The organism is Bacteroidota bacterium, assembly GCA_020402865.1.
In the GTDB taxonomy this organism is placed as follows: domain Bacteria; phylum Bacteroidota; class Bacteroidia; order Palsa-965; family Palsa-965.
This window is the reverse complement of record JADBYT010000019.1, coordinates 42,059-68,469: the sequence shown is the minus strand read 5'-3', so window position 1 is coordinate 68,469 and position 26,411 is coordinate 42,059. Positions and strand designations below refer to the sequence as shown.

Genomic DNA, 26,411 nt, shown 5'->3' with positions numbered 1-26,411 from the left:
GCAGGCAAATACAGATTGCCTGAACCGGTTGCAAAGTTACTTTGATTTTCGGGGGGAGTAATGCACGGGCATTACTTTAATTTAAGCATTATCACCGGAATCCACTTTCGCCTTCCCTCCCATCATCAGCAACAACACCACACCCAGCAATCCGTCAGAAATTCCCCCGCTCAGCATCATCCATTTTCCTTCGCCCTGCACGTAAAGCATTACCCAGAACGCAGCGGCCAGCAGTTTTCCCAAACCACCAATAAGCAGCACGCCCCGGTTGGCCGCCGGATTCATGGCAGCCATGAAATAACCGATGCCCATGATGAACACAAAGCCCCAGAAAATCTGGTGATACATGGGCACAAACGGAAAGGTAAGATCCGCATCGGGCTGACGCTGGAAAAACTGGCTGAAGAAAAATGCGGGCGATACGAATGCGATGATTGACGCAATAATATTGAGTGCCGCCATAGTAAGCAGCAGCTGGCGCTGGTAACGGAAAATGAAATTCACAGGTGTGAGATTTGCGGGAAGTGAATAAAAACTTATTCGAATGAAAGAATGGTTTTGCGGATGATAGCCACGCATTCCCGAAGTTGTTCTTCGGTAATGACCAGCGGCGGGGCAAAGCGGATAATATCGCCGTGCGTGGGCTTGGCGAGCAGTCCGTTTTCTTTCAGGCGAAGGCATACTTCCCAGGCGGTGATGCCGTTTTGCGGTTCAATCACAATGGCGTTGAGCAGGCCTTTACCGCGCACGGCAGTGATGCGTTTGGAGGGAATGGCGCGGAGTTCGGTGCGGAGAATTTCGCCGAGACGTTCGGCGTTTTCGGCCAGGTTTTCGTCTTTAAGTACCTGCAGGGCTTCCATGGCCACGCGGCAGGCCAGCGGGTTGCCGCCGTAGGTAGAGCCGTGTTCGCCGGGCTTTATGGTGAGCATTACTTCGTCGTTGGCGAGCACGGCCGAAACGGGCAGGATGCCGCCGCTGAGTGCTTTGCCGAGCACAAGCAGATCAGGCTTTACGTTTTCGTGGTCGCAGGCCAGCATTTTGCCGGTGCGGCAGAGGCCGGTCTGCACCTCGTCGGCAATCATGAGCACGTTGTATTTAGTACAAAGCTCACGCACGCCGCGCAGGTAACCTTCGTGCGGCACCACCACGCCGGCTTCGCCCTGAATAGGCTCAAACATAAAGCCGGCCACATGCGGATCGCTCAGTGCCTGCTCCAGTGCATCGAGATTGTTGTAGGGCACAATTACATAGCCCGGCAGGTAAGGGCCGAAATTGGTGTAGCTGTCGGGGTCGGTAGAAGACGAAATGGCGGCCAGCGTGCGGCCCCAGAAGTTGCCTTCCACAAACACCATTTTGGCCTGATTGGCCGGAATGCCTTTTTTCACATAGCCCCAGCGGCGGGCCAGTTTAAGTGCGGTTTCGCCGCCTTCCACGCCGGTGTTCATGGGCAGCACCTTGTCGTAGCCGAAATAGCGGGTAATGTACCGCTCGTATTCGCCCAGCACATCGTTGTAGAATGCGCGCGAGGTGAGCGTAATTTTTTGTGCCTGTGTGGTAAGCGCAGCCACAATGCGCGGGTGGCAGTGGCCCTGATTCACAGCTGAGTACGCCGAGAGAAAATCGTAATACTGCTTGCCTTCCACATCCCACACAAACACACCTTCGCCACGGTCGAGCACGGCCGGAATGGGGTGATAGTTGTGTGCGCCGTAGCGGTCTTCAAGGTTCATCAGTTCTTCGGAGCGGGTCATGGCAGTTGTTGTGGCAGACATATGACGTAAGTTAAAGGCCGGATGGCCATTTTCAGGCCTGTTTCGGCCTTTTGATGTATGCAAAGGTAGCGAAAACCGCCTGCACGGTAAAAAACCGTTTTTAATTGCCTGGCGTGACTAACCGAAACACTGGTTTCGCTAACTGGCCCCAGTCCCAACGAGCAGGAATTCCCATCTTAGATATGGTTCAATTGATTGTCTGATTACACACACAACCCGCCTCCTGCTGCCGGATAATCTCAACTCCGATCTGTCAGCAGCCGGCATAAGGCCGTAGCTAACCCCTTCGGCCCTAAAAAAAAGAAACAGTACGGGGGCGTTCTGTTTCTTTCTGAGCGACGCGAACTTTGTTCGGGTCGCTTTTTTAATTCAGCAACGCCGAAATCACCGTACCAATAAGCATGAGATAGGCCCAGTAGCACAGGGCCGAAGCAACAAAGAAATGCAGGGCAAAACAGCCGCCATGCAGCAGGCGGTTGCGGGCCAGCAGGCGCACCGCCAGAATAAGCAGAATAAGTGAATGCACGGCTGCGGCCACAAAACCAATGAGATTGGCCCAGGCATAGCCACTTGCCACCTTTAGGCCGGTAAAGTGGAAAAAGCAAAGCAGCAGCACTACAGCCAGCACTGCGGTAAGCAACACATGCCAGAGCCAGAGTCTGACAAAAAAACTACGAAACCCGGGTTCAGAGGTTGACATTTGCAACAAGGTAGGTGTTTGAAACGGAGCATGCAAACAACCTGCCACAACCCGTTTATTCCACCACCAGCTTATAGCCTACCCCGCGCAGGTTAATGAACTTAATGCGGTCGTCGTTTTTGAAATAACGGCGCAGTTTGGTAATTACTACATCCATATTGCGGCTGGTGTACACGGTATTCATGCCCCAGATGTCTTCCAGCACACGGTCTTTTTCCACAACCTGATTAATGGTTTCGGCCAGATATTGCAGCAGTTTGGCTTCTTTAAAGGAAATGGTTACGCTTTCGTTGCCAAAGCTCAGTGTCTGTGCCACCGAATCGAACACGTAATTACCAATCTGGTAGCGGGTTTTACCGGTACTGCGGCTAATGGTGCGCAGCAATACCTGAAGGCGTGCCAGCAGTTCATCAATCGAAAACGGTTTTTTCATGTAATCGTTTGCCCCGGCCTCAAAGCCCTTAAGCACATCGGCCGTTTGCGATTTGGCACTGAGAAAAAGCAGCGGAATAAACTCGTTTTTCTTTCGTATTTCGGTAGCTACTTCATAGCCGCTCATACCCTCCATCATAATATCAAGCACGGCGATATCAGGAATAAACTTATCAAAAACAGACAGTGCTTCAGCACCGTTGTGCGCTGTCATTACCTGAAAGCCTTTGGTTTCAAGCGTGTCCTTAATAATCATAGACAGCATGTCTTCGTCTTCAACCAATAGTAATTTGTGCATAAAGAGGAAATTGAAGTTGAACATCGGTACCACATACACCGTCGCTGGTGAGTGATACACTTCCTTTGTGTAATTCGGCAATTGTTTTTACATAATGCAAGCCCAGTCCGTAACCTTTTGATTTCTGATGCCCTTCGAGCGGAACCTGGAAAAACTTCTCAAATACATCTTTATGATGTTTGGGAGGAATGCCCTGTCCGTTATCGCGCACACTAAGAAACACCCGCTTGTTACGGGTTTCCATACTCAGCCATACCCTTACCTGTTTCAGTCCGCCATGTTTCACCGCATTATCAATAAGTGTATTGATGATGTTGGTGAGGTGAAATTTGTCGCCTTTTATGATCAGGGCTTTGGCTGGTAATTCTATTTCCAGCACAAGCTGGTCGCGATGCGAATCGCTCCAGGCCGAAACGATTTCACGAAGCAGGGTGTTCATATTCACTTGTTCGAGCTGAAGCTGGAAATTTTCTTCTTCAATGGCGTATGTCTGCAAACTTTTATCCAGCAGCGTATTTATCCGCTCGGCCTGCACGCGGGTCATGCGCAGGTACTGCAGGGTTTTTTCCTTGTTATCGAGAATGGAATATTTCTGCAAAGCTTCGGTAGCCGCAAGAATAACGGCTACAGGTGTTTTAATTTCGTGATTCACGTTATTGATAATCGTGTACTTCAGCATGGTCAGTTCCTGATTGCTTTTCAGAAAGCGGACAATCAGAATGTACATGATTACGGCAATGAAAATGATAATGATGAACAGGAAAAATTCTTCCACCACCAGTCCGTATAAATACCGGTTCATATTATTGATACGGAGCACCAGAAACACATTACTTCTCAGTAAAACAGGTGAAGTGTAGGTATAGCTGTTTTCGGTGAAAAAAGTCCCGCGCGAACTCGCCTTGTTGATGCTTTGCAGATATTCACTTTCCTTACCCGGATCAGTAGAATGCACAATACCCGAACCGTCTGCTTGTGACTCGATCATGAACAGGGAGAAGTTTACATTGACCTTTCTGTATTCGAAATAATCATAGAACAAAAACTTGAGAATATCTTCTTCTTCCCTGAAACCGTAGGGCGTAAGTGCAGCGGTATCAGCCATGGGGCCAACCAGTTTGAGATTTTCTTCGGTGGCTTCGGTAAGGCTGATCATATCAAGCCCGAAATCGTTGAACAGGCCGGATGTATTACGGTCGAAAAGTTCAATGCTGGCGGTGGTGGATTTGCCGCTGTTCCAGATAATCCGATACGACTGCCATTGTTTAATTGTGGCCGGCACAAACGAGGAAGGGAGTTTTTTGCCGTTAATTACAGGCTGAATGAGCGCGCGCTGCCAGCGGTTGTCTTTCACCGAATGCCTGAGTGAATTGTCGGGAATGGAAATATTGCACAGGTGAAACTGAAAAATGTAGTCTTTATCCGGCTCCACCCTTACTTTCTGCCGCCACACCACTTTGTTGCTGTCTTCGGGCCCGTCAACCAGAAATAATTTACCCTCTTTATCCATCGGTTCGCCATACCAGTTCCAGTGCAGTTCATGCACATCAGTCACCACACCCGCGGTTCCTCCGCGGTGCGGCATACTGATAAGCGATTTATTCTGTTCATAGCTGTTTATTTCCGAATCAAACTCTGCGCGGTTGTTGCTGAACGAGCCATTGCGGATAAGATTCGTTTCGTCGTTCCAGGTATGGCGGCTGTCCTGCAGAGGTAAATAATAACTCATGGCCTCATTAAAATTGCCATAGTTACTCATAATCGGTTCGTACTGATCCACCACATCGGAAAGTGATACCCTGAGCAGACTTTGAAGCGTGCGTTTTTCCTTGCCATATTTAAATACAATGCTCAGGAACACCAGCGAAATAATTATAAGCAACATGAGCAGCACAAGCAGGCTGATTAAGCGGGGGCTGTTTCTTGTAACGGGTGCTGACATTGCTTTGAACGCTATCCGAAAGATGCAAAAACTAATGAAAAGTAGGTAACGTTTCTTTACGAGAACAATATATATCTTGCAATTAGCAATATTTAGCAGAGCTTATACATGTTTTTTACCGAAACACAAGATAGTTTCGCAAAAAATGCTTGTCACTATTAATGTGATGTAAGGTTGAAATACGTGAATGAAGGCAGCAGGGCATTTCTGTTGTACTTTTGCAGCCTTATGAAACGTAAAGAATTTCCGGTTTACGAGAAAGTCGAAATAACTGCTGCGGCAGCCGAGGGCAAATCGCTGGCGAGGATTGACAATCTGGTTGTGTTTGTGAGTAATGCCGTGCCCGGCGATGTGGCCGATATACGTATAACGCGCAAGCACCGCCGCTTTATTGAAGGCGAGGCCATACATTTTCACCAGCTTTCCGACAAGCGTACACAACCGGCATGCGGGCATTTCGGGCTTTGCGGCGGTTGCAAATGGCAGCATCTTGATTATGCGTGGCAATTGCATTACAAACAGCAACAGGTTACCGATGCGCTTACCCGCATTGGCAAAATAGAATTACCGGGCATTATGCCCATTCTGGGCTCGGCGGCTACTTACAATTACCGCAACCGGCTCGACTACAGTTTTTCAAACAAACGCTGGCTTACTGCCGAGGAAATTGGCAATGGTACCGAATTTATCGACCGTAATGCATTGGGCTTTCACATACCCGGCACGTTTGATAAAGTGCTCGACCTGAACCAGTGCCACCTGCAAACTGCGCCCAGCGACGAAATCCGTGCCTTTGTGCGCCGCTATGCCCAGCAGCACAAGCTTTCGTTTTTCGACATCCGCAACAAAGGCGGTTTGCTGCGCGGCCTCACCGTGCGCACGGCCTCTACCGGCGAAATCATGGTCATTTTCCAGTTTTACTTTGATGAACCGGAACTTACACATCCGCTCATGCAGGCACTGGCCGATGCGTTCCCGCAAATCACCTCGCTGATGTGGATTACCAACGGCAAAGCAAACGACACGTTTCACGATTTGCCGGTAAACACCTTCTACGGCCGCGATCATATTTTCGAGGCCATGGAAAACCTCCGCTTTAAAATCGGGCCCAAGTCGTTTTACCAGACCAACTCGGCGCAGGCATACGAACTTTACAAAGTAACACGCAGTTTTGCCGCGCTCACCGGCAGCGAAAATGTGTACGATTTATATACCGGCACCGGCACCATTGCCCTGTTTACCGCCGCTCAGGCCAAAAAAGTAACCGGCGTGGAACTTGTGCCCGCCGCCATTGAAGATGCCAAACAAAATGCCGCCATGAACGGCATTCAAAACGCACACTTCTTTGCGGCCGACATGAAAGACATGTTCACACCGGGTTTTCTGCACACGCACGGCCGCCCCGATGTAATTATTACCGATCCGCCCCGCGCCGGTATGCACGAAGATGTGGTGCGCTGCATTGCCTCAAGCGAAGCCGCACGTGTGGTGTACGTAAGCTGCAACCCCGCCTCACAGGCCCGCGATCTGGAAATGCTCAATGAAACCTACCGCGTAGAAAAAGTACAGCCGGTAGATATGTTTCCGCAAACACATCACGTGGAGAATGTGGTGCTGCTTGAAAAACGTTAGAGGCTCTTAACACCGCACTTTACACCGGTTCTGAGCTGTAATCTTTGCCATCATCCTTTTCCTTTAACCATAAAAAAACGCTACCCGAAACAGGCAGCGTTTTTTGTAATTACAAGAAAACATCACACAGCAGCAGCACCCAGTCTTACGCGTGTTTGCGCAATGAGGTATCTGAACAAACGTAACCGCAAGTCAAAACGCCATTTCACAAGTCGCGGCTGTTCGAGGTGTTCGCTGATCATGATGAAGGTGACAATCAGCATGGCTGCGTTGTGTCCCTGTGGAAGAAGCATCGGAAAAAGCATCAATGCCCAACCCGCTCCCACGCACCACACCCCGTGTACAAGACCATACTGAAAAGCATCGCGCAGGGCTGCCCCGCCAAAAGCAGATAACGGCCGGTGATCATGCCCCTGATTGAGAAAATATTGTTTCCAGGGCGAAAACTGCCATACAAGCCCCGGCAACAGTACAACCAATGCAGGCATAAACGACATCGGAAACCAGAGGTTGAGCAATGTAATGGCCACAACCATGAACAAACCAACCAGCATCCAGGTAGCGAGGTATCCAAGTACAAAGAGCATACAGGTAATAAAACGCATGCGTTTTAAACTGGTGGCGAAAAGCTGCTGCACAGGCAGTGTAAGCTTGGGCAGCATCATGGCCACCACCATCAGTCCCCAACCCAGAAGCTGATCCGACACAGGATTCATTTCAAGCAGCATTTCAAGCGATGCCGCTGAAGGGCCCGAAGCCGAAACATGGCAATGCTCCATGGTCATGATGCCACCCGGATTAAACAGGAGTATCACCCAAACCAGCAGGCTTATGCCAATAAGCAGCAGATTAATGAGCAGTTTGTGTTTTGCTGAAATCCGCATGGCACTACTTGTTGGAAACGCGATATACACCGATGCGGTCAATGGTCACGGGCGCAGCTCCTTGCAGGACATTGCCGTCCGGCATGATCTTCACATCAAGACTGTCGGAAAGCGCATCGTTGAGATGCAGCTCGTCCACAATGGCTGAAATGTTGAGTTTAACCGTAAGCCCGGCTCCTGCATGGTGCCCGTCTTTCATGGTTGCCTTGCGGATACCGAAAAGTGTAAAGTAACCGGCGTTCAGGTTGTTTACCGTAACTGAGTATATGTTGGCATCGGCTGTGCCTTTGATACCTTCAAGCAGCAGATAAACATCATCCGGCAAACTTGTTTCGGCGGCTTCTTTCAGGCTTTTCAGTACATTGCCGCGTACCGGTGCATCGAGACGGATTTTTGCTTCTGCCCCTGCAGCACCAAGATTGATTTTGCCGGAAGAGGCGCCAAACAATTCGGGAGTATCATCGTTTTGCATGGGAATGATGTTTTTCTCCGTTAATGATTGTGTTAAGGTAAACAATCGTTCGGTCATCTGATTTTTTCCGGCAGGCAGCGTGAGGTCCTGATAAGTATAATCAAGCTGGCTGATTGAATTAACCATTGATGGATAATACAGCCATGCCGTACCATCGGGGTTGGGCATGTAAAACTGGCGGCCGGCGCTTGCACTGGGGCCGTTGAGCCAGTTGCTGTCGGTCGGATTCTGATTGCCGGCATTGTTCCAGGCAGCCCAGAGGCGGTCGATGTTGGAATGATGCAGGTAGAAAATCGGATCCAGACCGGCCAGACCGGGATCGGCCATAAGTCCGTAGTAAGGCGTGGTGGTGCTGTTTCCGCCAATCTGATTGTGTACGATGTTGTGCGGATTGGACTCGAGATTGCCTGTGCTGCTGCCAAAGTGTTCAAATCCGGTTACACCGCCGCCATACTGGTTGGTGTAGGTAGTATTGCTCTGACAGCTCTGGTTTACCGGTGGTGCTGCAATTACCACCTTGCCGGTGCCGCTAAGTCCGTAGCGCGCCGTTACATACAGCGGGTTGGCAGTATTGTCGGGAAGTTTCGGGCTTGAGAACGCAGGCGGCATGGTGAGCTGCTGCGTATTGCTGTCGAGATAATTCCAGTAAGGCAGCGCCCAGTCAGAGGGCCCGCCCAGCTGCTGGATAATGATGCTGAGAATATTTTCGAGCGCGTAAAGGTACCCACGGTGCCAGGGCGGAAAATACCATCCGGCATGCTGGCACTGATCCCAATACTGCGCCATTACCGATGCTCCGGGCAGTGGTGTGATGGGCACTGCGGGTACTGGCGGAATCTTCCCCCAGTTCGGATAATCTGTTGGCGGCGGGCCTGATCCGTCATTATCTACAATGTACTGGCCATGAATGGCTGCATAAAACCACCAGCTGGTCGGGTCGCTAAGCGCACGCGACATCATTACACCCACACCTTTTGCATACCAAAGCAAATCGCTGTTGTCGAATGAACCACCGTTGTTCCAGGCATTGTTGCGGGTAAGTACTGCCTCGCTCACAGTTACCGAACGGATAAACAACTGCGTGCTTGCGGTGGCATCAAGCGAAACCGTAATGGTATTGTTTCCCGCTTTAAGCAGCGACGGCGGAATCGTCCATACAACCGGATGAAAATTAACGTTGTGGTCGCTGTAACCGCTTATAAACGGAAATCCGTTTACGTGAATTGAAATCGGATTGTTTGTAACACCGTTACTGATTGCGGCACACACATTCATCCCCCAAGATACACGGCAAGCCGAGCTCAGGTTGAGATTGAACTGCATAAAGCCGCCATTCTGCAGCAGCGACCATGTAGTGTAATCAGCCCGATAACCGGCTCCCTGATAAAGCGGAAGCGACAGATTAGCGGTTTGCGAAGGATTGGGCACAGAGAAATCAATTGTTTGCAGGGGTAAAACCTGAGTTCCCATTTGATAGTTGTTTAATCACTCCTACTCGATAGGCTTTTCGGATTCGGCCTTCCATTAAATAAACTGAATGGAATCAGTATAATTTATTGAATATTGAATGAACAATACTTTACTCACAAGTATATAATAAATAAAACAGATTTTATCAATAAAACAACCGGATAAACGAAAATTTAAACATACTTTACGTAGAAATACCTGTATAAAAATTAACTATCAACAGAAATAGTTTGTCGCCTTATTTCAATAACAAGCCAATAAACATAATCCTCATTAACAAACAGATACGGGATAATATCCTGCAAACTTCCAATCAACAAACGAAGGGTACTTCGTTTCATCTGTACAACTTCATCTTCATTCTCCGGTTCTGCTTCTAGATTATCCGACAACAACTATTTGTTGTCAATTAAATAGTCTATTTATGAATTAAAGTCAATATGAAAATACGTTACCGGTGCTGCATTCATTTTATGATTATGATGCTGCAGCCGATGTGATAGCTGTAACTTCACAAACGCTGTGTCAATTATCAGTTCAATGCTTTTTACAATGGAATTGTAAGGCGGGAGCTTCACTCCCGAAAGCATAACATTACCCGGCGCAGAAAAAACAGCCGGCAGCTATACCGTACAGGAAAAAACAACAGAAAATACGATAAAACATAATCCAGCAGCATAATGCACTCGTCAGATCTGATGTTTTTTCAGGCTATTTTCATTTATTTTGAATAATGAGTTTATTCATTCTCTATTTTTCCGGAAAATAAACTGACCAGTTATGAAAAAACTCCTTCTTGCCGCCACTGTCTGCGCATTTGCTGTATCATGCAAAGTAACCACACCCGTAACCGCCACCAGCAACCCGGTAGGCACAAAAGTGGGCACATCTACCGCCCGCCGTGTATTTGGTTTCTGGGTTCAAAGTGATGCTTCAATTGCCACAGCAGCTAAAAACGGCGGCATTACCAAAATTTCTACGGTTGATATGACGCGCCGGAACGGTATAATTATTTACAAGATTGAAACACGTGTTACCGGCGAATGAGCCAGTATGCAGGTATTTTCTTTGCAAAATCAAAAAGAGACTGATCCGCTAAACAGATCAGTCTCTTTTTGGCTGATACGTTCCGCATACTGAAAATTACGGGTGATTGCTGCCTTCATCGGGGCGCACCGAAATTTTCCCATGTTCTACTTTAACTACCACCACATTTACCTGCACATCAATAAACTGGCCGGAGAAAGAATGTACTTCCACAAAATGGCCGTTAATATTTGCTTTGCCGGCGGGCGCAAGCCGCGAGGAGGTAATTCCGGTATCGCCCACGGCAACAGGAGTTTCATCGAGCGTATTCATGCGCCCTTTAAGCTCGGTTTGCAATGAGAGGCGTTTCCACACACCCGTTTTAAAGAGCAGCCAGAACATTACACCGTCAAGCACAATAGTGGCGCCCATTACGGCCAGTCCGTTGCCGCTTCCGAAATAGTGAAAGCTGGTCCACACACCGGCCACCTGAAGCAAAAAGCCGATAATGCCGGCAATGAGCCCGGGCAGGAAAAGAAATTCCAGTACAAGCAGAAAGCCGCCAAGTACGATGAGGAAAATAATGGTTGCAGGAATCATCGTGTGGCGGTGTGAGGTTTAGTTGCCCGCAGGCGCTTTTGTGGTGGCTGTGCCGTTGTAATACTTCATGGCCGTGGGCAAAAAAGCTTTGATGTCTTTAATGCGCTGCTCGTTGCTGGGGTGTGTGCTCAGAAACTGCGGCGGACCCTGTCCGGTAGCTTTGGCCATGCGTTCCCAGAACCCAACTGCTTCGGTAGGGTTGTAGCCGGCCATAGCCATAAAGCAGAGACCGATTTTATCGGCTTCGGTTTCGTGTTTGCGTGAGTAGGCCAGCGCGCCAAGCGAGGCGCCCACGCCATACACCTGCTGGAAAATTTGTTGTGTTTGCTCAGGCTTCTGGCTCATGGCCACAGAAAGCGCCATGCCGCCAAGCTGAATAGAAAGCTGCTGGCTCATGCGTTCGTTACCGTGGCGGGCAATGGCGTGTGCCACCTCGTGCCCCATTACTACGGCCAATCCGGCTTCGTCTTTGGTTACAGGTAAAATGCCGGTATATACCATTACTTTACCACCGGGCATACACCAGGCGTTTATTGTTTTGCTGTCGTTTACTACGTTAAACTCCCACTTATAGCCTGCCACACGTTTCAGGTTTTTGTGTTTGGCAAGGTAAGAGTTGATGGATGCCTGAAGTTTGGAACCTACTTTACGCACCAGCACCACATTGGCATCCGTACCCGGTGCCACCGGATTTTTAGTTACAAAACCCTGATACTCCGTTACAGACATGCCAATAAGAGTGGACTCAGGCAGCAGGTTAAACTGCCGGCGTTTGGTAACGGGCACACGGGCGCACGACCAAGCCGAAAGCAATGCAAAAGCGAACAGGCCAAAAGCAATTCGTTTCATAAAATACAACTACTGGTTAATGGATACGGTAATGTGCAACACGTGTATGAATAATAAACGCGGTTGTACACTTTACATTGTGTGCCGGTAAAAACGGCGTTCCGCTTACTCAATTTTGGCCGAAAGTCCGCGATTGAGCAGGGCTTCACACATGGGCTTAAGCTCACGCGGAGAGCCGCGTTTTACGCCGCACTTGCCGGTGAAATGTACAAGATGCGCACACTGCTCGGCCTGAAGCGGATCATGACGGCAAATTTTCACGAGCGAGTCAATTACCCAGTCGAAAGTATTGATATCGTCGTTATACAAAATCAGGTCGTGCAATTCCTTCACTTGCTCATCGAGAAGAAGGACATCGTCCTGTTCGGTTTCGGGTGAAAAAACGGCGTTAAATGGTTTCATGCGGCAAAGGTACAAAGAAATTGCCGGTCAATTCAAGCCTCTACAGCGCTTCATGGTTCGCAAAACCACCCTATTTATTTCCCCCTATCTTTGCCACATGGCTTCGCAGCGCGAACTTTTTCTGAATTATGTGGCACAAACCAGTCCGGCCCCGCTGGCGCTGGAAATTGAGAAAGCCGAAGGCGTTTACCTGTATGATGCGGCGGGTAAATCCTACATTGACCTGATTGCCGGCATTTCGGTAAGTAATGTGGGGCACCGGCATCCGCATGTGCTGGCGGCTATTCAGGCACAGCTTGATAAGTACCTGCACCTGATGGTGTATGGCGAATATGTACAAACGCCGCAGGTGAAACTGGCCGAAAAATTAGCCTCGCTCCTGCCCGCTCCGCTCAGTTCAACCTACTTTGTAAATTCAGGCGCCGAGGCCATTGAAGGGGCGCTGAAATTAGCCAAGCGCGTTACCGGCCGCAGCGGGCTGGTGTCGTTTCGCAATGCCTACCACGGCAGCACACACGGCGCACTGAGCATTATGGGCAGCGAAACGTTTAAAACAGCGTATCGTCCGCTGCTGCCCGATACGTTGCTGCTTGACTACAACAATTTCGGGCAGCTGGAACTGATTAACGGCCAAACTGCCGCCGTGGTCATTGAACCTGTACAGGGCGAAGCCGGCGCCATTGCTCCCGCTCCCGGCTTTCTCGAAGCTGTGCGCCGCCGCTGCACCGAAACGGGCGCCCTGCTTATTCTCGACGAAATTCAAACCGGGCTGGGGCGCACGGGCAAACTGTTTGCGCTGGAGCACAGCGGCATTGTGCCTGATATACTTTGCTTAGCCAAAGGACTTGGCGGCGGGCTGCCCATTGGCGCATTCGTGGCTTCGCAGCAGCACATGCAGGCCTTTACCGAAAGGCCCGTGCTCGGACATATTACCACATTTGGCGGCAATGCGGTGTGCTGCGCCGCTGCGCTGGCCGTGATTGAAACCATTGAGCGCGAAAAGCTGACTGAAGGCGTGGCCGAACGCGAGGCGCTGGTGCGGCGCACGCTTGTTCACCCTGCCATACACGAAGTGCGCGGAAAAGGCTTGCTGCTGGCGGCCGTGTTCAGCGATTTTGCCTTTAACAAAGCGGTGATTGACGAAGCCATTGCACGCGGCGTAATTACCGACTGGTTTTTGTTTTGCGACAACGCCCTGCGCATTGCGCCGCCACTTACTATAAGTCTTGAGGAGCTGCAAAAAAGCTGCGGAATTATTCTCGACGCCATCCACGCCGTGCAGGCCCGTCAGTAAGTGCCTACCGAAAGCATGACCAGCGTGCAGGCCTCTACCGGCTCAATGCCTTGCTGTTTTGCCCACTGTGTAATGTGCTCGTTTTCGGTGCCGGGATTGAGAATTAAACGCTGCGGTTTTAGCGAGGCAATATAATCGAGCCAGGCTGCCTGATTGGCGGGACCTACATACAAAGTAACCGTGTGTACATTTTCTGCAGCGGGTTTGCCGGCATCAATCTTCACACCTTCAATTTCGCCTTCGCGCAAACCCACTGCCACTACTTCGTGACCGTGCTTTTTAAGCATGCGCACGGCGCGGTTGCTGTAACGTTCGGTATTTTCGGAGGCGCCGATTACGACGGTTTTCAAACTGCTCATTGTTCGGTGTAATTAAGGTCTTTGCCGTAGGTTTCTTCGAGTTTCCAGAGGGCAATAAAGGCTACCGTAAAGGTAATTACTCCGGTAATAATGGCCGAAGTGACATTGTTGAGTCCGAGGCTGAACGTAAGTCCTGTGCCGAAAAACTGAAACAGGAAGGTGAGCAGCACTGTGCCCCCGCGCACAAAATTAGGCGCTGTGGTGGTCACAGTTGAACGAATATTTGTTCCGAACAATTCAGAAGCGGCCGACATGAATACAGCCCAGAAACCGGTGGCAAAACCAATTACGCCGCACACAATGTAAAACATGGTTTGCGATTTTGCGGCGGCCAGAAAGTAAAACACCACGCAAAGCACGGTAAGCGAAAGGAAAACGGCCAGCGATTTTTTACGGCTTCGCAGCACCTGACTGAGCCAGCCGCTGGCCACATCGCCTATGGTGATGCCGATGTAAGCATACTTGATGGCTTCGCGCGGCACGGGCAGCTGATCGTCGGGCATGCCCATAGCGCGACCCATTTCGGGGCAGAAGGTAATGAGAATGCCCATTACATACCACACCGGCAGCGCCACCAGAATTACATTGAAATATTTGGCAAGTTGTTTCCAGCTTCTGAACAGCATCAGAAAATCGCCCCGCTTCACATCGCTCTGCTTCATTTCCGAAAACATACCCGATTCATACACCCCGATGCGCAGCAGCAGCAGCAACAAGCCCATGCCACCGCCAATGTAATACGACCAGCGCCAGTTGTCGATAAACTCGCCCACATAGCCTGCCACCACAGCGCCGCACAGCCCTACCGAAGCCACCAGCATGGTGCCCCAGCCCCGGTTTTCCTTGCTCATGCTTTCGCTTACCAGCGTAATTCCCGCGCCCAGTTCGCCGGCAAGACCAAAGCCCGACACAAAGCGCAGCAAGGCATAGGTAGTGGTATCTTCCACCATCCCGTTCAGAATATTGGCAACCGAATACGTAATAATTGATCCGAACAACACTGAAAGCCTTCCCTTTTTATCGCCGATAATGCCCCAGGCAATGCCTCCCACAAGCATACCGATCATTTGAATATTGAGCAGCGAGATGCCGGTGTTTTTTACGGCTGTTTTGAGTTCATCGCCTTTCAGGGTGGCGCCGAGAATATCGTTGAGGCTGTTGGTGCGTTCCATGCCAAACAGCACCAGATCATAAATATCCACAAAGTAGCCCAGTGCGGCTACCAGCACCAGCATGCCTACGCGGCGGTTTTTGAGTTCGTTGAGCATACGGAAAATGAAAACGGATATTCCGGTAATGAGGTGAATGCAGAAAATAAAAATTGGAGTTTTTGCATCAACAAAAACTCCAATTCATGGATATTGAATCAACACGCCACGATTATTTGGCGGGAGGATTAGGATTGTTTTTATTCGGGTTGGCAATGCTCTGGCGCATTTCGGTATCGGCCTGCACGTTTTGCAGTTTGTAGTAGTCGAGCACGCCGAGGTTGCCGCTGCGGAAGGCTTCGGAAATGGCCATGGGAATTTGCGCTTCGGCTTCAATTACTTTGGCGCGGGCTTCCTGCGCTTTGGCCTTGTTTTCCTGTTCGAGCGCCACGGCAAGGCTGCGGCGTTCTTCGGCTTTGGCCTGGGCAATGTTTTTATCGGCATTGGCCTGCGCCATCTGCAGTTCGGCACCAATGTTTTTGCCTACGTCCACGTCGGCAATATCAATGGACAGAATTTCGAACGCGGTGCCCGAATCGAGGCCTTTCGAAAGCACGAGTTTGGAAATCGAATCGGGATTTTCGAGCACTAATTTATGGCTGGCTGCCGAACCGATAGAAGTTACAATGCCTTCGCCCACACGCGCCAGAATGGTTTCTTCGCCCGCGCCGCCCACAAGCTGGCGGATGTTGGCCCGCACGGTTACACGTGCTTTAGCCACAAGCTGAATACCGTCTTTGGCCACCGCAGCCACGGGCGGCACATCAATCACTTTCGGGTTTACCGACATTTGCACGGCCAGAAATACATCGCGCCCGGCAAGGTCAATGGCGGTGGCCGATTTGAAGTCGAGCGGAATATTGGCCTTATCGGCCGAGATAAGTGCATTTACTACTGACTGCACATGTCCGCCTGCCAGAAAATGCGCCTCCAGTTCGTCGCGCGTGAGTTTCAGTCCGGCTTTGTGCGAGTTAATCATGGCATTTACAATCATGCTCGGCGGCACTTTACGAATGCGCATGGCAATGAGCTGAATAATGGGCACACGCACGCCCGAGAGCAGGGCCGAAAACCAGAGGCCCAGCGGCACGAGGTAAAAGAAAAAAATGAGCAGGATAAAGGCTGCAGCCGCTCCAATGAGGTAAAGCGTATTTTGATTCATGTGTGTGATTTTGAATGCTGTTTCCGAAGGTAGGAATTTTTCGGATTTGATTGATGCCGGGGTGATTTGCGCCTCCAAAACGGGCATACTGCTTCTGTTGAAACAGTCCAATTATCCTGCTTCAGTTAATTTAATTTACCCGAAAAACAAATACATTCGCTCTCGTAATTCTGCACATGAATACCAGCATTGAAACTTACTTCACCGACGGCTGCGGCCGCTGTGCGCTGGGCGGCACGCCCGACTGCAAGGTGCGCAAATGGCCGAATGAGCTGAAGGCGTTGCGGCATATTGTGCTTTCGTGCGGGCTTACCGAGGAAGTGAAATGGGGCGTGCCCTGCTACACGTTTCAGAAAAACAATGTACTTATTGTAAGTGCGTTTAAAGACAACTGCACACTGAGTTTTTTTAAAGGCTCGCTGCTGAGCGATACGGATAAAATTCTGGTAAAGCCCGGCGAGGAATCGCAGGCGGCAAGGCTTATCCGGTTTACCAGTGTAAAGCAGATTGTGCAGCTTGAAGATGTGCTGCGTGCCTATATTTTTGAAGCAATTGAAGTAGAGAAAGCCGGGCTGAAAGTGAAATTCAAATCGACTGAAGAGTTTGCGGTGCCCGAAGAATTTCAGCGCCGGCTGGATGCCGATGCGGCCCTGAAAAAAGCGTTTCAAGCACTTACGCCCGGCCGGCAGCGTGGCTACCTCATTCATTTTGCGCAGGCCAAACAAACCAAAACCCGCGAGGCACGCATTGATAAATGTATTCCTATGATTATGCGCGGCACAGGCATGGGCGATCAGATGCGTTAGCCTGCATGCGTTTTGCGCAGGGTGTTCAGCTCCTCAAGCGTTTTATCGCGGTGATGCAGATATACTTCGCGGTGAAAACCATCGAGTTTGCCGAGCAAATGTACCAGCTGAAACTTTTCTTCCTCGCTCAGAGTGCCGGTCACCAGGCCCGACACTTCTTTCATGCGCGAGGCTACGGCAAACATTACCTGCTGCCCGAGTGCAGTATGTTTAACCAGCGTGCTGCGGCGGTCGGCCGGGTCGCTGAGTTCTTCGAGCAGGCCCAGACGCACCATGCGGCGGATGATTTCGAGCCCTGATGTTTTCTCGTGCGCATTGCGGTGAATGAGTTCGGTTTTACTCATGCCCTGACTGCCGGTGAGGGCAGCCAGGTAGGTAAACTCATCGAGCGACTGAAGCGGCGTACCGGCCAGCGCCTTTTTGCTGTACAGCTTGGCGTAGCGTTGCATAAAGCCCACCAGCGCGGTAAGCTGCGAATCGAGTTGCAGAAAATCGTCCCAAAGTCCGGCATCGGGCGTAGCGGCCGGAGCAAGTTCAGCCGACACTTTCGCCACGCGGCTGCGGTTTACCAGCCAGCCCGTAAAACCGGCCATATCTTCCTTTTCCGGCGCCGACTGCTGGTAAAGATCAAGCTCTTGCAGCAACTCTTCCAGCAGGCGATATCGGTGCGAAAGTGAATTCATGCGTTTTCGGTTTACGCCAATACAACACGCCGAGGAATGAAAAGGTTCGAAAACCTGCTAAAAAAATATTTTTAGCACAAATCCGAACAATCTATTCCAAAGGGTGTTTCTTGTACAGTATAAACCAATAAGGCATGAAATTCACTATTTCACTTCGCACGCTTTTTACCGTACTCTTTTTATTCAGCCTGTTTTCGCTCAGTGCACAAACGGGCATTTTACGCGGCCGTGTAACCGATGCCGCCACCAACGAGCCGGTGCTGTTTGCCATTGTAAGTCTGCAGAACACCAGCAAAGGCACCACCACCGATACAGCCGGCCGTTTCGAATTCCGCAACCTCGAAGCCGGGCTTTACAACGTGCAGGTAAATCTGCTTGGCTACAAAGCCAAAACGGAGTTTGAGGTGCTGGTCACCAACATCAAACCCACTGAAATTGAAATCAGTCTCGAATCAGACGCGCGCAGTACCGATACGGTGACCATTACCGCCTCGCCTTTTGCCAAAACGCTGGAGAGCCCGGTTTCGCTGCGCAGCATTGGCACAGCCGAAATTGAACGCACCCCCGGCGGCAACCGCGATATTTCGCGCACCATCCAGTCGCTGCCCGGTGTGGCCTCGCCGCCATCTTTCCGCAACGATATTATTATTCGCGGCGGTGCGCCCAACGAAAACCGCTTTTTCCTCGATGGTATTGAAATTCCGAACATCAACCACTTTGCCACGCAGGGATCATCAGGCGGGCCGGTGGGTTTGCTGAATGTAAACTACATACGCGAAGTGGATTTTTACTCGGGCGCTTTTCCGGCCACACGCGGCAATGCACTGAGTTCGGTGTTTGATTTTAAAATGAAAGACGGTAACTCCGAACGCATTATCACCACCGGTACACTCGGCTCGAGCGATGTGGGGCTTACGTTTGACGGGCCGCTGGGTAAAAACACCACGTTTATTGTATCAGCAAGGCGCTCCTATCTGCAGTTTTTGTTTCAGGCGCTTGGCCTGCCGTTTTTGCCTACGTACAACGATTTTCAGTTTAAAACAAAAACCAAATTCGGCGATAAGGGTGAACTTACGTTCCTCGGACTGGGTGCCATTGATCAGTTTGCGCTCAATCTTGAGCAAAACGAAACCGAAGAACAACGCTACATTTTAGAAGTACTGCCTGTTCAGGAACAATGGAATTATATGACGGGCGCTACTTACAAACACTTCCTCAACAACGGAACGCTGTTTTTTGCGTTGAGCCGGAACATGCTCAACAATACATCCACCAAATATTTCAAAAACGACGAAAGCGACCCGAATAATCTTACGCTAAAATATATTTCGCAGGAAAGCGAAAACAAGTTCCGTTTCGAACATGCCATTTATACAAACGGCTGGAAATTTACTTACGGAACCGGCGCCGAACTTGTGCGCTATACAAACGATACCTATCAGAAACTTTCCACACCCGCAGGCATTGTCACCATCGACTTCAACTCGAAACTGGTGTTTATGAAATATGCCCTGTTTGCGCAGGCCAGCAAACGTTTGCTTGACGAACGTCTCACACTTTCGCTTGGCTTACGCACCGATTTCGCCGATTATTCAGACGAGATGAAAAATCCGCTCGATCAGCTTTCACCGCGTTTTTCGGCATCGTATGCACTAAACGAAAAATGGTCGGTGAATATGAATGCGGGGCGTTACTACCAGTTGCCCGCCTACACAGTACTTGGCTTCCGCAACAATGCCGGCGAGCTGGTGAACAAAACCAACGGTGTAAGCTATATCAGCGCCAACCACTTAGTGGCCGGTGTGGAATATGCGCCCTGGAACAATGCGCGAATTACCGTAGAAGGCTTTTACAAAACGTACAGCAATTATCCGTTTGTACTCAGCGACTCGGTGAACTTAGCCAATCTGGGCGCTGATTTCGGGGTAATTGGCAATACAGCCGTTGCATCAATTGGCGAAGGCCGCAGCTATGGTCTGGAGTTTTTGATTCAGCAAAAACTGTATAAAGGTTTTTACGGTATTGCCGCCTACACCTTTGTACGCAGCGAGTTTACCACCAAAACCGGCGACTATGCCCCTTCGGCCTGGGACAATGGGCACATTGTTACACTCACCGGCGGACGCAAATTCAAAAAAGGCTGGGAGCTTGGCGTGCGCTGGCGTTTTCAGGGCGGCGCACCTTTCACACCTGTTGATGTGCAGCGTTCATCGCTCATAAACGTATGGAATGTGAGCGGACAAGGCCTGCCCGACTACAACCGCATAAACAGCGAACGCCTCGAAGTGGCGCATCAGCTTGATGTGCGTGTGGACAAAAAATGGTTCCTCAAAAAACTCTCGCTCAACCTGTATTTCGACGTACAGAATATTTACAACTACAAGCAAACCCTTCCACCCACGCTTGTGCTCGACCGCGATGCCAACGGCAATCCCATCATTGACCCGAACAATCCGAATGCTTACCAGACCAAGTTTTTGGAAAACACAAACGGTTTGCTTCAGCCTACATTGGGTATAATTATAGAGTTCTAAACCGGTTTCCATTTCAAAAAAAATCCGTATTGCAAAACCAATGCGGACTTTTTTTGCACAAAACAATGGTATTACTCCGGTTCCTGACGCCTGAATTGTAGCTGCAAAAAGGTCGTTTATCTTTGCTCCATGAGTTTTAATCAGGAGCAGTTTCAGAAACAGGCAAAGCGTGACGAGCTGGCCAATCAAAAGCTTTTTGCGCGTATCAAGCGTGCAAAGCCAAAAGATCTAGATACGCAGGTACACCGCCTGCACGATGAGGCTTTTGAAAAAATCGACTGTCTTGAATGTGCCAACTGCTGCAAGACCACCAGTCCGATTTTTTATCAGACCGATATTGAGCGTGTGGCGCAAAGCCTGCGCATGAAACCGGGCGCATTTATCGAAAAGTATCTCCACCTCGACGAAGACGGTGACTATGTGCTGAATTCGGCCCCCTGTCCTTTTCTCGATGCCGAAAACTATTGTCTTGTATATGCGGATCGCCCGAAAGCCTGCCGCGAATACCCGCATACCGACCGCAAGCGCGTGTATCAGATTGCCGATCTGACCATGCGCAACACAATGGTTTGCCCGGCAGTTTTGTATATTGCAGATAAACTCCGAAATATTTACCCCCAATGAAGTCTGTTTACTTCATTTTTCTGCTCATAATTTCAGGTACACTTCACGCCCAGCTTAGGTTACGCACCGAAATTTATGGTGGCGTCACCATGGTAAGGCTTCATCGCGGTACGCCCTACTCACTCATTCCGGGTCGGCTAAATTTTACTTCGCACACGCCGCAATCCGGCACTGTGCTGGGTATCCGCTTTTCAAAAAGTAACCGACTTCTCTCCAATATATTGAGCATTGATTTTCAACGAAACATCGCCTACGCCACGGTTGAATACATTAACAATTATTCATTCCCTTATGGCGGATATGTGCATGAATCAATAAGCATTCATTATATGCGATGGGATGCTACACGCGCCGTGCTTTCGTGGCAACTTCAGTTTCGTCCGGGTCCCAAACGCGATGTGGTGCTACACACAGGTATAATGGTTTCGAGCCTGCTCAATAACCGCAGCCGTGCCAACTACTGGAAAACAGAAGTACGCAATTACTACGACCCGGCGCTAGGCAATGTAAGCACTTTCAGTAATGAACTGATAGAAGAAAAACTAACTATGCAGCAGATTACCGGCATACTTTGCGCGGGTGCCACATTTCCCGTTCCCGGCACTAAATTTAGCCTACTCGCAAACTGGCAATATAACTTCACACCTTCAAGTATCTTTTTGGGTTTTGCCGAAAGAGGGATGATGATGGCTTTGCTTTACAAAATTTAATACACCCTGAGCACGTAATACACAAACACCCGCACTACGCAGCAACATGAAATTAATTACCCGAAAGCCTGCCGCGAATACCCGCATACCGACCGCAAGCGCGTGTATCAGATTGCTGATCTGACTTAGCGCAACACAATGGTTTGTCCGGCAGTTATGTACATTACAGATAAACTCCGAAATATTTACCCAGTATGAAAAACGTGTTATGCATTATACTTTTGCTTTGTTCGTTATCCTGTGCTGCGCAACAAAATTTGAGGATTGATTTGTATGCGGGTTCAGGAATTGTTCGTTTGCATCGCTTTTCAATTAAAAATACAGGTAATGGAAGTATTGATTTTAACACTATGAATCCTCAGTCAGGAATGAATATTGGTGTCTTACTCAGTCGTAAGTCTAACACACTCATCACACCCTTATTTGGGATTGGGGTTTCAAGAAATATTGTTTATGCCACATTAAAACATTTTATACCTGATATGATTAACGGAGGTCAAATGTATTACACCCGAAATGTGCATTATTTGCGCTGGGATATGACCCGGGGTGAGCTGAGTATGCAAATTCAGGCTGCCTTTGGCCCCCAAAAGGATATTCGGTTAACAGGAGGTATTATGGTCACCAGCCTACTGTTAAATCGCTCCAGAACAAATTACTGGTATGAGGAACAGGGATACGCATACAACTACAATACAGGAACTACAACTAACTTTTATGAAACGACTTTGTATGAAGAAGGATTAAAAGCTCCGCAATTAGCAATGGCACTAACAGGCGGAACAATCCTGCCTATTGTAAAAAGCCGTATCAGCCTTGCTGCTAATTGGAGATTTACATTTACAAAAAATGAAACTCTTTTTTGGCTGGCCGAAAAAGGGGTTAATCTTTCACTGGTTTATTCACTATAATTTTTTACGTGCATTTACATTCATACTACCACACTATTTAAACACTATTCCCATGAAGCTACTTTTTACATTATTGAATTGTCTGGTCTTCATTACCGCTGTTGCACAGATTAATCTGAAGTTTGAAGCCTTTGGCGGGATGAATATGACAAGGGTGTACAACAAAGCAAGAAACTATAACTGGAGCGGGCAGCTTCAACAACTCAAAGTTCATCCGCAGTTGGGAGGACAGGCTGGCGCTTGGTTAAGTGTAAATAAAGTGGCTTTTTCGCCGCTTATTGGCATTCAGTTTTCTCGTGTAACCTGCTTAGGATCTTTAACAAAAGATAATTATTATTACTCAACTAGTGCCAATGCTTTTTCATATCAGGTTTACTATATGCGCTGGGATATTATACGTACAGATTTTATGTTAATGGCTCAGATAGCCTTAGGGGTTGAAAAAAATATCAGGCTTTTTGGCGGGGTAATGCTGAGCAGTAATCTTGCCAATTTATCAAAACAACGATATTGGAAAATTTCAAGCCCGTTCAATCCGGTTTTTGTTTCAGAAAATATTTCTTCTCCGCTTATTGTAAGTAGAATCAATACATTTTTATGTGGTGGCATTTCTCTGCCTGTACCTGAAACAAAATGGAGTTTGGCACTGGTATGGCGTATATGCCGGTCGCCAATGAACCGTGATTATTCATTATCGGAGTCGGGTATGCAGGTTTCAGTGGCGTACGATTTGAGCGGCAAAGTGTTTCGTAAAAATGAAAAACAACCTAAGCCGATAAACTGATTTCCCTTATTTGCCGGAAGTTGGCCACTCAACTGTTTTCAGTAAACTTGTGTAAACATTTTGAGCGGAATGAAAAAGGTATTGTTTTCAGCAGCAATCGTAGTATTTACCGGCACCGCCATCTGGTGGGCCGTGCAGCCCAAAGCCCAGGCACACACACACCAATTGCGCCACAGCGAAGGCATGGAAGAAGATGCCCGCGCGCGCATGGAGTATGAACTTGCACGGCTTGCCGGCCCCGACGGAAAAATACCCGATCACATCCGCGAAAAAGAGCTGGCCTTTGCCGCCACACTGCCCGGCGACGGTAGTTTAGCCAATGCCCGCAGTGCCACACAGGCGCAGTGGACCAATCGCGGACCGTGGAATGTGGGCGGCCGCACACGCGCCTTTGCCATTGACATTGCCAACGAAAACCACCTCATTGCCGGCTCCACCAGCGGCGGCATCTGGAACAGCACCGATGCCGGGGCCTCGTGGTCGAAACTCACACCCACGCTCAGCTACCACGGCATTACCTGCCTTGCACAAGACAAACGCCCCGGCCACACGCAAACCTGGTATGCCGGATCGGGCGAGGCTTATGGTCAGTCGGCCAGCGGCGGCAGCGCCTACTTCCTCGGCAACGGCATGCTCAAAAGCACCGACAACGGCGCCACATGGACAGCCATCACCGCTTCGCAAACAAACACGCCGCAAAGCTTTGATGCCTTCTGGGACCTGATCTGGAACATACAAACCGACCACAAAGACACCGCCAACGATGTAGTATATGCCGCCTGCCTCGGTGCCATTTACCGAAGCCTGAACGGCGGCACCAACTGGACCACACTACGCGGCGGAAGCACATCGGCCTACTCCTACTTCACCGATATTGCCGTTACGCCCGACAGCGCCATACTTTACGCCACACTCAGCTCCGACGGCCCCCAGCGCGGTATCTGGCGAAGTACCAATCAGGGCGGCGCATGGACAAAAATTTCCACCCCGCTCTTCGGCGATTCACTTTGCAACCGCATTGTAGCCGGCATCAATCCGTCGAACCCGAACGAAATTTATTTCCTCGCCAACACCAACGGCATTGGCATGCCCGATACAAACTACTTCGGCGATATTGAATGGAATGCACTCTGGCGCTACACCTATCTGGGCGGAAACGGCAGCGGCAGCGGCGGACAATGGGAAGATCTTTCGGCCAACATTCCCACAAACGGCGTGGGGCCTTTTGAAGACTTCAATGCACAGGGTTCGTATGACCTTGTGGTGGCCGTAAAGCCAAACGACCCGAACACCGTGTTTATTGGCGGCACCAACATTTACCGCAGCACCAACCGGTTCAACGACACACAAAACACCACCTACATCGGCGGCTACGAGTTAGGTACATCGCTGCCGCTGGTAGAAAGCTATCTCAACCACCACCCCGACCAGCACGGCATTGCGTTTCTGCCTTCAAACGCCGATGTAATGTACAGTGCAAACGACGGCGGTGTATTTCGCACAAACAACTGCATGGCGCCGCAGGTAAGCTGGACATCGCTCAACAACGGCTACCTCACCACACAGTTTTACACCGTGGCGCTTGATCATGGCACAGCCGGAAGCACTATTATTGCCGCCGGTGCGCAGGACAACGGCACGTGGTGGATAAACAACAGTTCACCCACAGCCAGCTGGTCGCACCCGCGTGGCGGCGATGGTTCGTATGTGCAGATTGAAGATGGAGCGGGCATGTATTACTTCTCCATTCAAAACGGCAAGATGAACAAAGCCACGCTCGATGCAGGCGGCAATCCAACAGCCGTGCGCCGTATTGATCCCATTGGCGGCGAAAAATATTTGTTCATTAATCCGTTTGCACTCGACCCGAACAACCAGAACATCATGTATCTGGCGGGCGGCAAATACCTCTGGCGAAACAGCAACCTCGCCGGCATTGCGCTCACCAACCAGTGGGATACGATTAGCACAAACTGGACGCGCTGGAACGATTCGGTGCCCACCGCAAACTCACGCATTACCGCAGTAACGGTGTGTAAAACGCCCGCCAACCGCGTGTATTACGGCACCGACCGCCGCCGCGTATATCGTGTGGACAATGCCAATACCGGCACGCCCGCGCCGGTTGATATTACAGACAATACATTCCCGGGCACGGGCTACGTAAGCAGCATTGCCGTAAATCCAAACAACGGCGATGAGGTAATGGTGGTTTATTCAAACTACGGCTTGTATAGTTTGTTTTATTCAGCCGATGGCGGCACCACCTGGAAACGTGTGGCCGGCAATCTGGAGCAGGCGCCAAACGGCAGCGGCAATGGCCCTTCGCTGCGCTGGGCAAGCATAATGCCGGTGAGCAACGGCATGGTGTATCTGGTAGCCACCAGCACCGGACTCTACGCCACCGACACGCTCATACACAACGGCACGGTATGGGTGCGGCAGGGCGAAAACAGCATTGGCGCAGTAGTGTGCGACATGATTGATGTGCGCACCAGCGATGGCACGGTTGCAGTAGCCACACATGCAAACGGCATTTACACCGCCACCATTACCAGTGTAAACGATATTGTAAGTGTGCAGCAACTTGCGCCGCAGCCGCAACTCAGCCTGGGGCTTTATCCAAACCCGGCCAGCAATGTGCTGAATATACAGGCCACACTTCCCCAAGCCGGACAAACAATGCTCGAACTTCTCGACGAACGCGGGCGCCCCGTGCAGCGCAAAGCACTTGGACGAAGACCTGAAGGTGCATTTAACGAGCAGCTGAATGTGGAAGGCTTACCTGCGGGAATGTATTATGTGCGTATTGTATGCGGCACGGTGCAGGGTGCGAAAATGGTGATGGTGAATTAAT

At 49.9% G+C, this 26,411-nt stretch carries 24 protein-coding genes; 10 read left to right on the top strand and 14 right to left on the bottom strand.

The annotated features are described in order from the left end of the window. Window positions 1-81: 81 nt before the first annotated feature. The 5 genes from IM638_13545 to IM638_13525 form a co-directional block, all read right to left on the bottom strand. Entirely contained in the window at window positions 82-504 is a 423-nt protein-coding gene (locus IM638_13545; protein MCA6364059.1) for a hypothetical protein, read from the bottom strand. 32 nt (window positions 505-536) lie between these two features. Then, window positions 537-1,751 carry an ornithine--oxo-acid transaminase gene (gene rocD / locus IM638_13540; GenBank protein MCA6364058.1) on the bottom strand — a complete coding sequence of 405 codons (1,215 nt, stop codon included), beginning with the start codon at window positions 1,749-1,751 and terminating at the stop codon, window positions 537-539. A 385-nt stretch (window positions 1,752-2,136) separates the two neighbouring features. Next, a complete protein-coding gene (locus tag IM638_13535; GenBank protein ID MCA6364057.1) occupies window positions 2,137-2,472 on the bottom strand; it encodes a hypothetical protein in 336 nt (111 codons plus the stop codon). Between the two features lie 55 nt (window positions 2,473-2,527). Further along, complete coding sequence (locus tag IM638_13530) at window positions 2,528-3,202, bottom strand: response regulator transcription factor (protein MCA6364056.1); 675 nt, start codon at window positions 3,200-3,202, stop codon at window positions 2,528-2,530. Beyond that, window positions 3,180-5,144 carry a HAMP domain-containing histidine kinase gene (locus tag IM638_13525; GenBank protein ID MCA6364055.1) on the bottom strand — a complete coding sequence of 655 codons (1,965 nt, stop codon included), beginning with the start codon at window positions 5,142-5,144 and terminating at the stop codon, window positions 3,180-3,182. Before IM638_13525 ends, IM638_13530 begins: the two co-directional genes overlap by 23 nt. A gap of 228 nt (window positions 5,145-5,372) precedes the next feature. Here IM638_13525 and rlmD point away from each other — a divergent pair, with 228 nt between their 5' ends. Beyond that, on the top strand, window positions 5,373-6,776 hold the full coding sequence (rlmD, locus tag IM638_13520) for a 23S rRNA (uracil(1939)-C(5))-methyltransferase RlmD (protein MCA6364054.1): 1,404 nt from the start codon (window positions 5,373-5,375) through the stop codon (window positions 6,774-6,776). A 122-nt stretch (window positions 6,777-6,898) separates the two neighbouring features. Here the strand turns inward: rlmD and IM638_13515 are convergent, their stop codons facing one another. Further along, window positions 6,899-7,660, bottom strand: a complete 762-nt coding sequence (locus tag IM638_13515; GenBank protein MCA6364053.1) for a DUF2182 domain-containing protein — start codon at window positions 7,658-7,660, stop codon at window positions 6,899-6,901. 4 nt (window positions 7,661-7,664) lie between these two features. Continuing rightward, window positions 7,665-9,602: a tyrosinase family protein gene (locus IM638_13510; protein ID MCA6364052.1), complete on the bottom strand. Its 1,938-nt coding sequence runs from the start codon at window positions 9,600-9,602 to the stop codon at window positions 7,665-7,667. Window positions 9,603-10,382: 780 nt separating this feature from the next. Here IM638_13510 and IM638_13505 point away from each other — a divergent pair. After that, the gene (locus tag IM638_13505) at window positions 10,383-10,649 is read left to right on the top strand and encodes a hypothetical protein (protein ID MCA6364051.1); all 267 of its coding nucleotides are present in this window, start codon (window positions 10,383-10,385) and stop codon (window positions 10,647-10,649) included. Window positions 10,650-10,745: 96 nt separating this feature from the next. Here IM638_13505 and IM638_13500 read toward each other — a convergent pair whose 3' ends face one another. From IM638_13500 to IM638_13490, 3 genes are all read right to left on the bottom strand, one after another. Beyond that, window positions 10,746-11,228, bottom strand: coding sequence for a hypothetical protein (locus IM638_13500; protein ID MCA6364050.1), 483 nt, complete (start codon window positions 11,226-11,228; stop codon window positions 10,746-10,748). An 18-nt stretch (window positions 11,229-11,246) separates the two neighbouring features. Beyond that, window positions 11,247-12,077, bottom strand: coding sequence for a M48 family metallopeptidase (locus IM638_13495; protein ID MCA6364049.1), 831 nt, complete (start codon window positions 12,075-12,077; stop codon window positions 11,247-11,249). A gap of 105 nt (window positions 12,078-12,182) precedes the next feature. After that, window positions 12,183-12,479: an ATP-dependent Clp protease adaptor ClpS gene (locus tag IM638_13490; GenBank protein MCA6364048.1), complete on the bottom strand. Its 297-nt coding sequence runs from the start codon at window positions 12,477-12,479 to the stop codon at window positions 12,183-12,185. A 97-nt stretch (window positions 12,480-12,576) separates the two neighbouring features. On the opposite strand from IM638_13490, the gene IM638_13485 reads away from it, so the two are divergent. Continuing rightward, entirely contained in the window at window positions 12,577-13,773 is a 1,197-nt protein-coding gene (locus tag IM638_13485) for an aspartate aminotransferase family protein (GenBank protein ID MCA6364047.1), read from the top strand. On the opposite strand, the gene IM638_13480 is transcribed toward IM638_13485, so the two are convergent. The 3 genes from IM638_13480 to floA form a co-directional block, all read right to left on the bottom strand. Continuing rightward, entirely contained in the window at window positions 13,767-14,132 is a 366-nt protein-coding gene (locus IM638_13480) for a CoA-binding protein (GenBank protein MCA6364046.1), read from the bottom strand. The two genes, IM638_13485 and IM638_13480, sit on opposite strands and share 7 nt — an antisense overlap. Continuing rightward, window positions 14,129-15,400 (bottom strand): MFS transporter, encoded by a 1,272-nt coding sequence (locus IM638_13475; GenBank protein ID MCA6364045.1) that lies wholly within the window; start codon window positions 15,398-15,400, stop codon window positions 14,129-14,131. Before IM638_13475 ends, IM638_13480 begins: the two co-directional genes overlap by 4 nt. A 112-nt stretch (window positions 15,401-15,512) precedes the next feature. After that, window positions 15,513-16,502 carry a flotillin-like protein FloA gene (gene floA, locus IM638_13470; GenBank protein MCA6364044.1) on the bottom strand — a complete coding sequence of 330 codons (990 nt, stop codon included), beginning with the start codon at window positions 16,500-16,502 and terminating at the stop codon, window positions 15,513-15,515. A gap of 176 nt (window positions 16,503-16,678) precedes the next feature. On the opposite strand from floA, the gene IM638_13465 reads away from it, so the two are divergent. Then, entirely contained in the window at window positions 16,679-17,308 is a 630-nt protein-coding gene (locus tag IM638_13465) for a YdeI/OmpD-associated family protein (protein ID MCA6364043.1), read from the top strand. Here IM638_13465 and IM638_13460 read toward each other — a convergent pair. Then, window positions 17,305-17,991: a MarR family transcriptional regulator gene (locus IM638_13460; GenBank protein MCA6364042.1), complete on the bottom strand. Its 687-nt coding sequence runs from the start codon at window positions 17,989-17,991 to the stop codon at window positions 17,305-17,307. The genes IM638_13465 and IM638_13460 overlap by 4 nt on opposite strands. A 134-nt stretch (window positions 17,992-18,125) precedes the next feature. Between IM638_13460 and IM638_13455 the strand changes: the two genes are divergently transcribed. The 6 genes from IM638_13455 to IM638_13430 all read left to right on the top strand — a co-directional run bounded on the left by IM638_13455 (window position 18,126) and on the right by IM638_13430 (window position 26,410). After that, the gene (locus tag IM638_13455) at window positions 18,126-20,525 is read left to right on the top strand and encodes a TonB-dependent receptor (protein MCA6364041.1); all 2,400 of its coding nucleotides are present in this window, start codon (window positions 18,126-18,128) and stop codon (window positions 20,523-20,525) included. Between the two features lie 129 nt (window positions 20,526-20,654). After that, window positions 20,655-21,149, top strand: coding sequence for a YkgJ family cysteine cluster protein (locus IM638_13450; protein ID MCA6364040.1), 495 nt, complete (start codon window positions 20,655-20,657; stop codon window positions 21,147-21,149). Further along, window positions 21,146-21,859 (top strand): hypothetical protein, encoded by a 714-nt coding sequence (locus IM638_13445; protein MCA6364039.1) that lies wholly within the window; start codon window positions 21,146-21,148, stop codon window positions 21,857-21,859. The genes IM638_13450 and IM638_13445 overlap by 4 nt, the downstream gene beginning before the upstream one ends. 194 nt (window positions 21,860-22,053) lie before the next feature. Beyond that, on the top strand, window positions 22,054-22,770 hold the full coding sequence (locus IM638_13440) for a hypothetical protein (protein MCA6364038.1): 717 nt from the start codon (window positions 22,054-22,056) through the stop codon (window positions 22,768-22,770). Window positions 22,771-22,822: 52 nt separating this feature from the next. Continuing rightward, entirely contained in the window at window positions 22,823-23,554 is a 732-nt protein-coding gene (locus tag IM638_13435) for a hypothetical protein (protein ID MCA6364037.1), read from the top strand. A gap of 69 nt (window positions 23,555-23,623) precedes the next feature. Beyond that, window positions 23,624-26,410, top strand: a complete 2,787-nt coding sequence (locus IM638_13430; protein ID MCA6364036.1) for a T9SS type A sorting domain-containing protein — start codon at window positions 23,624-23,626, stop codon at window positions 26,408-26,410. Window position 26,411: the final 1 nt, after the last annotated feature.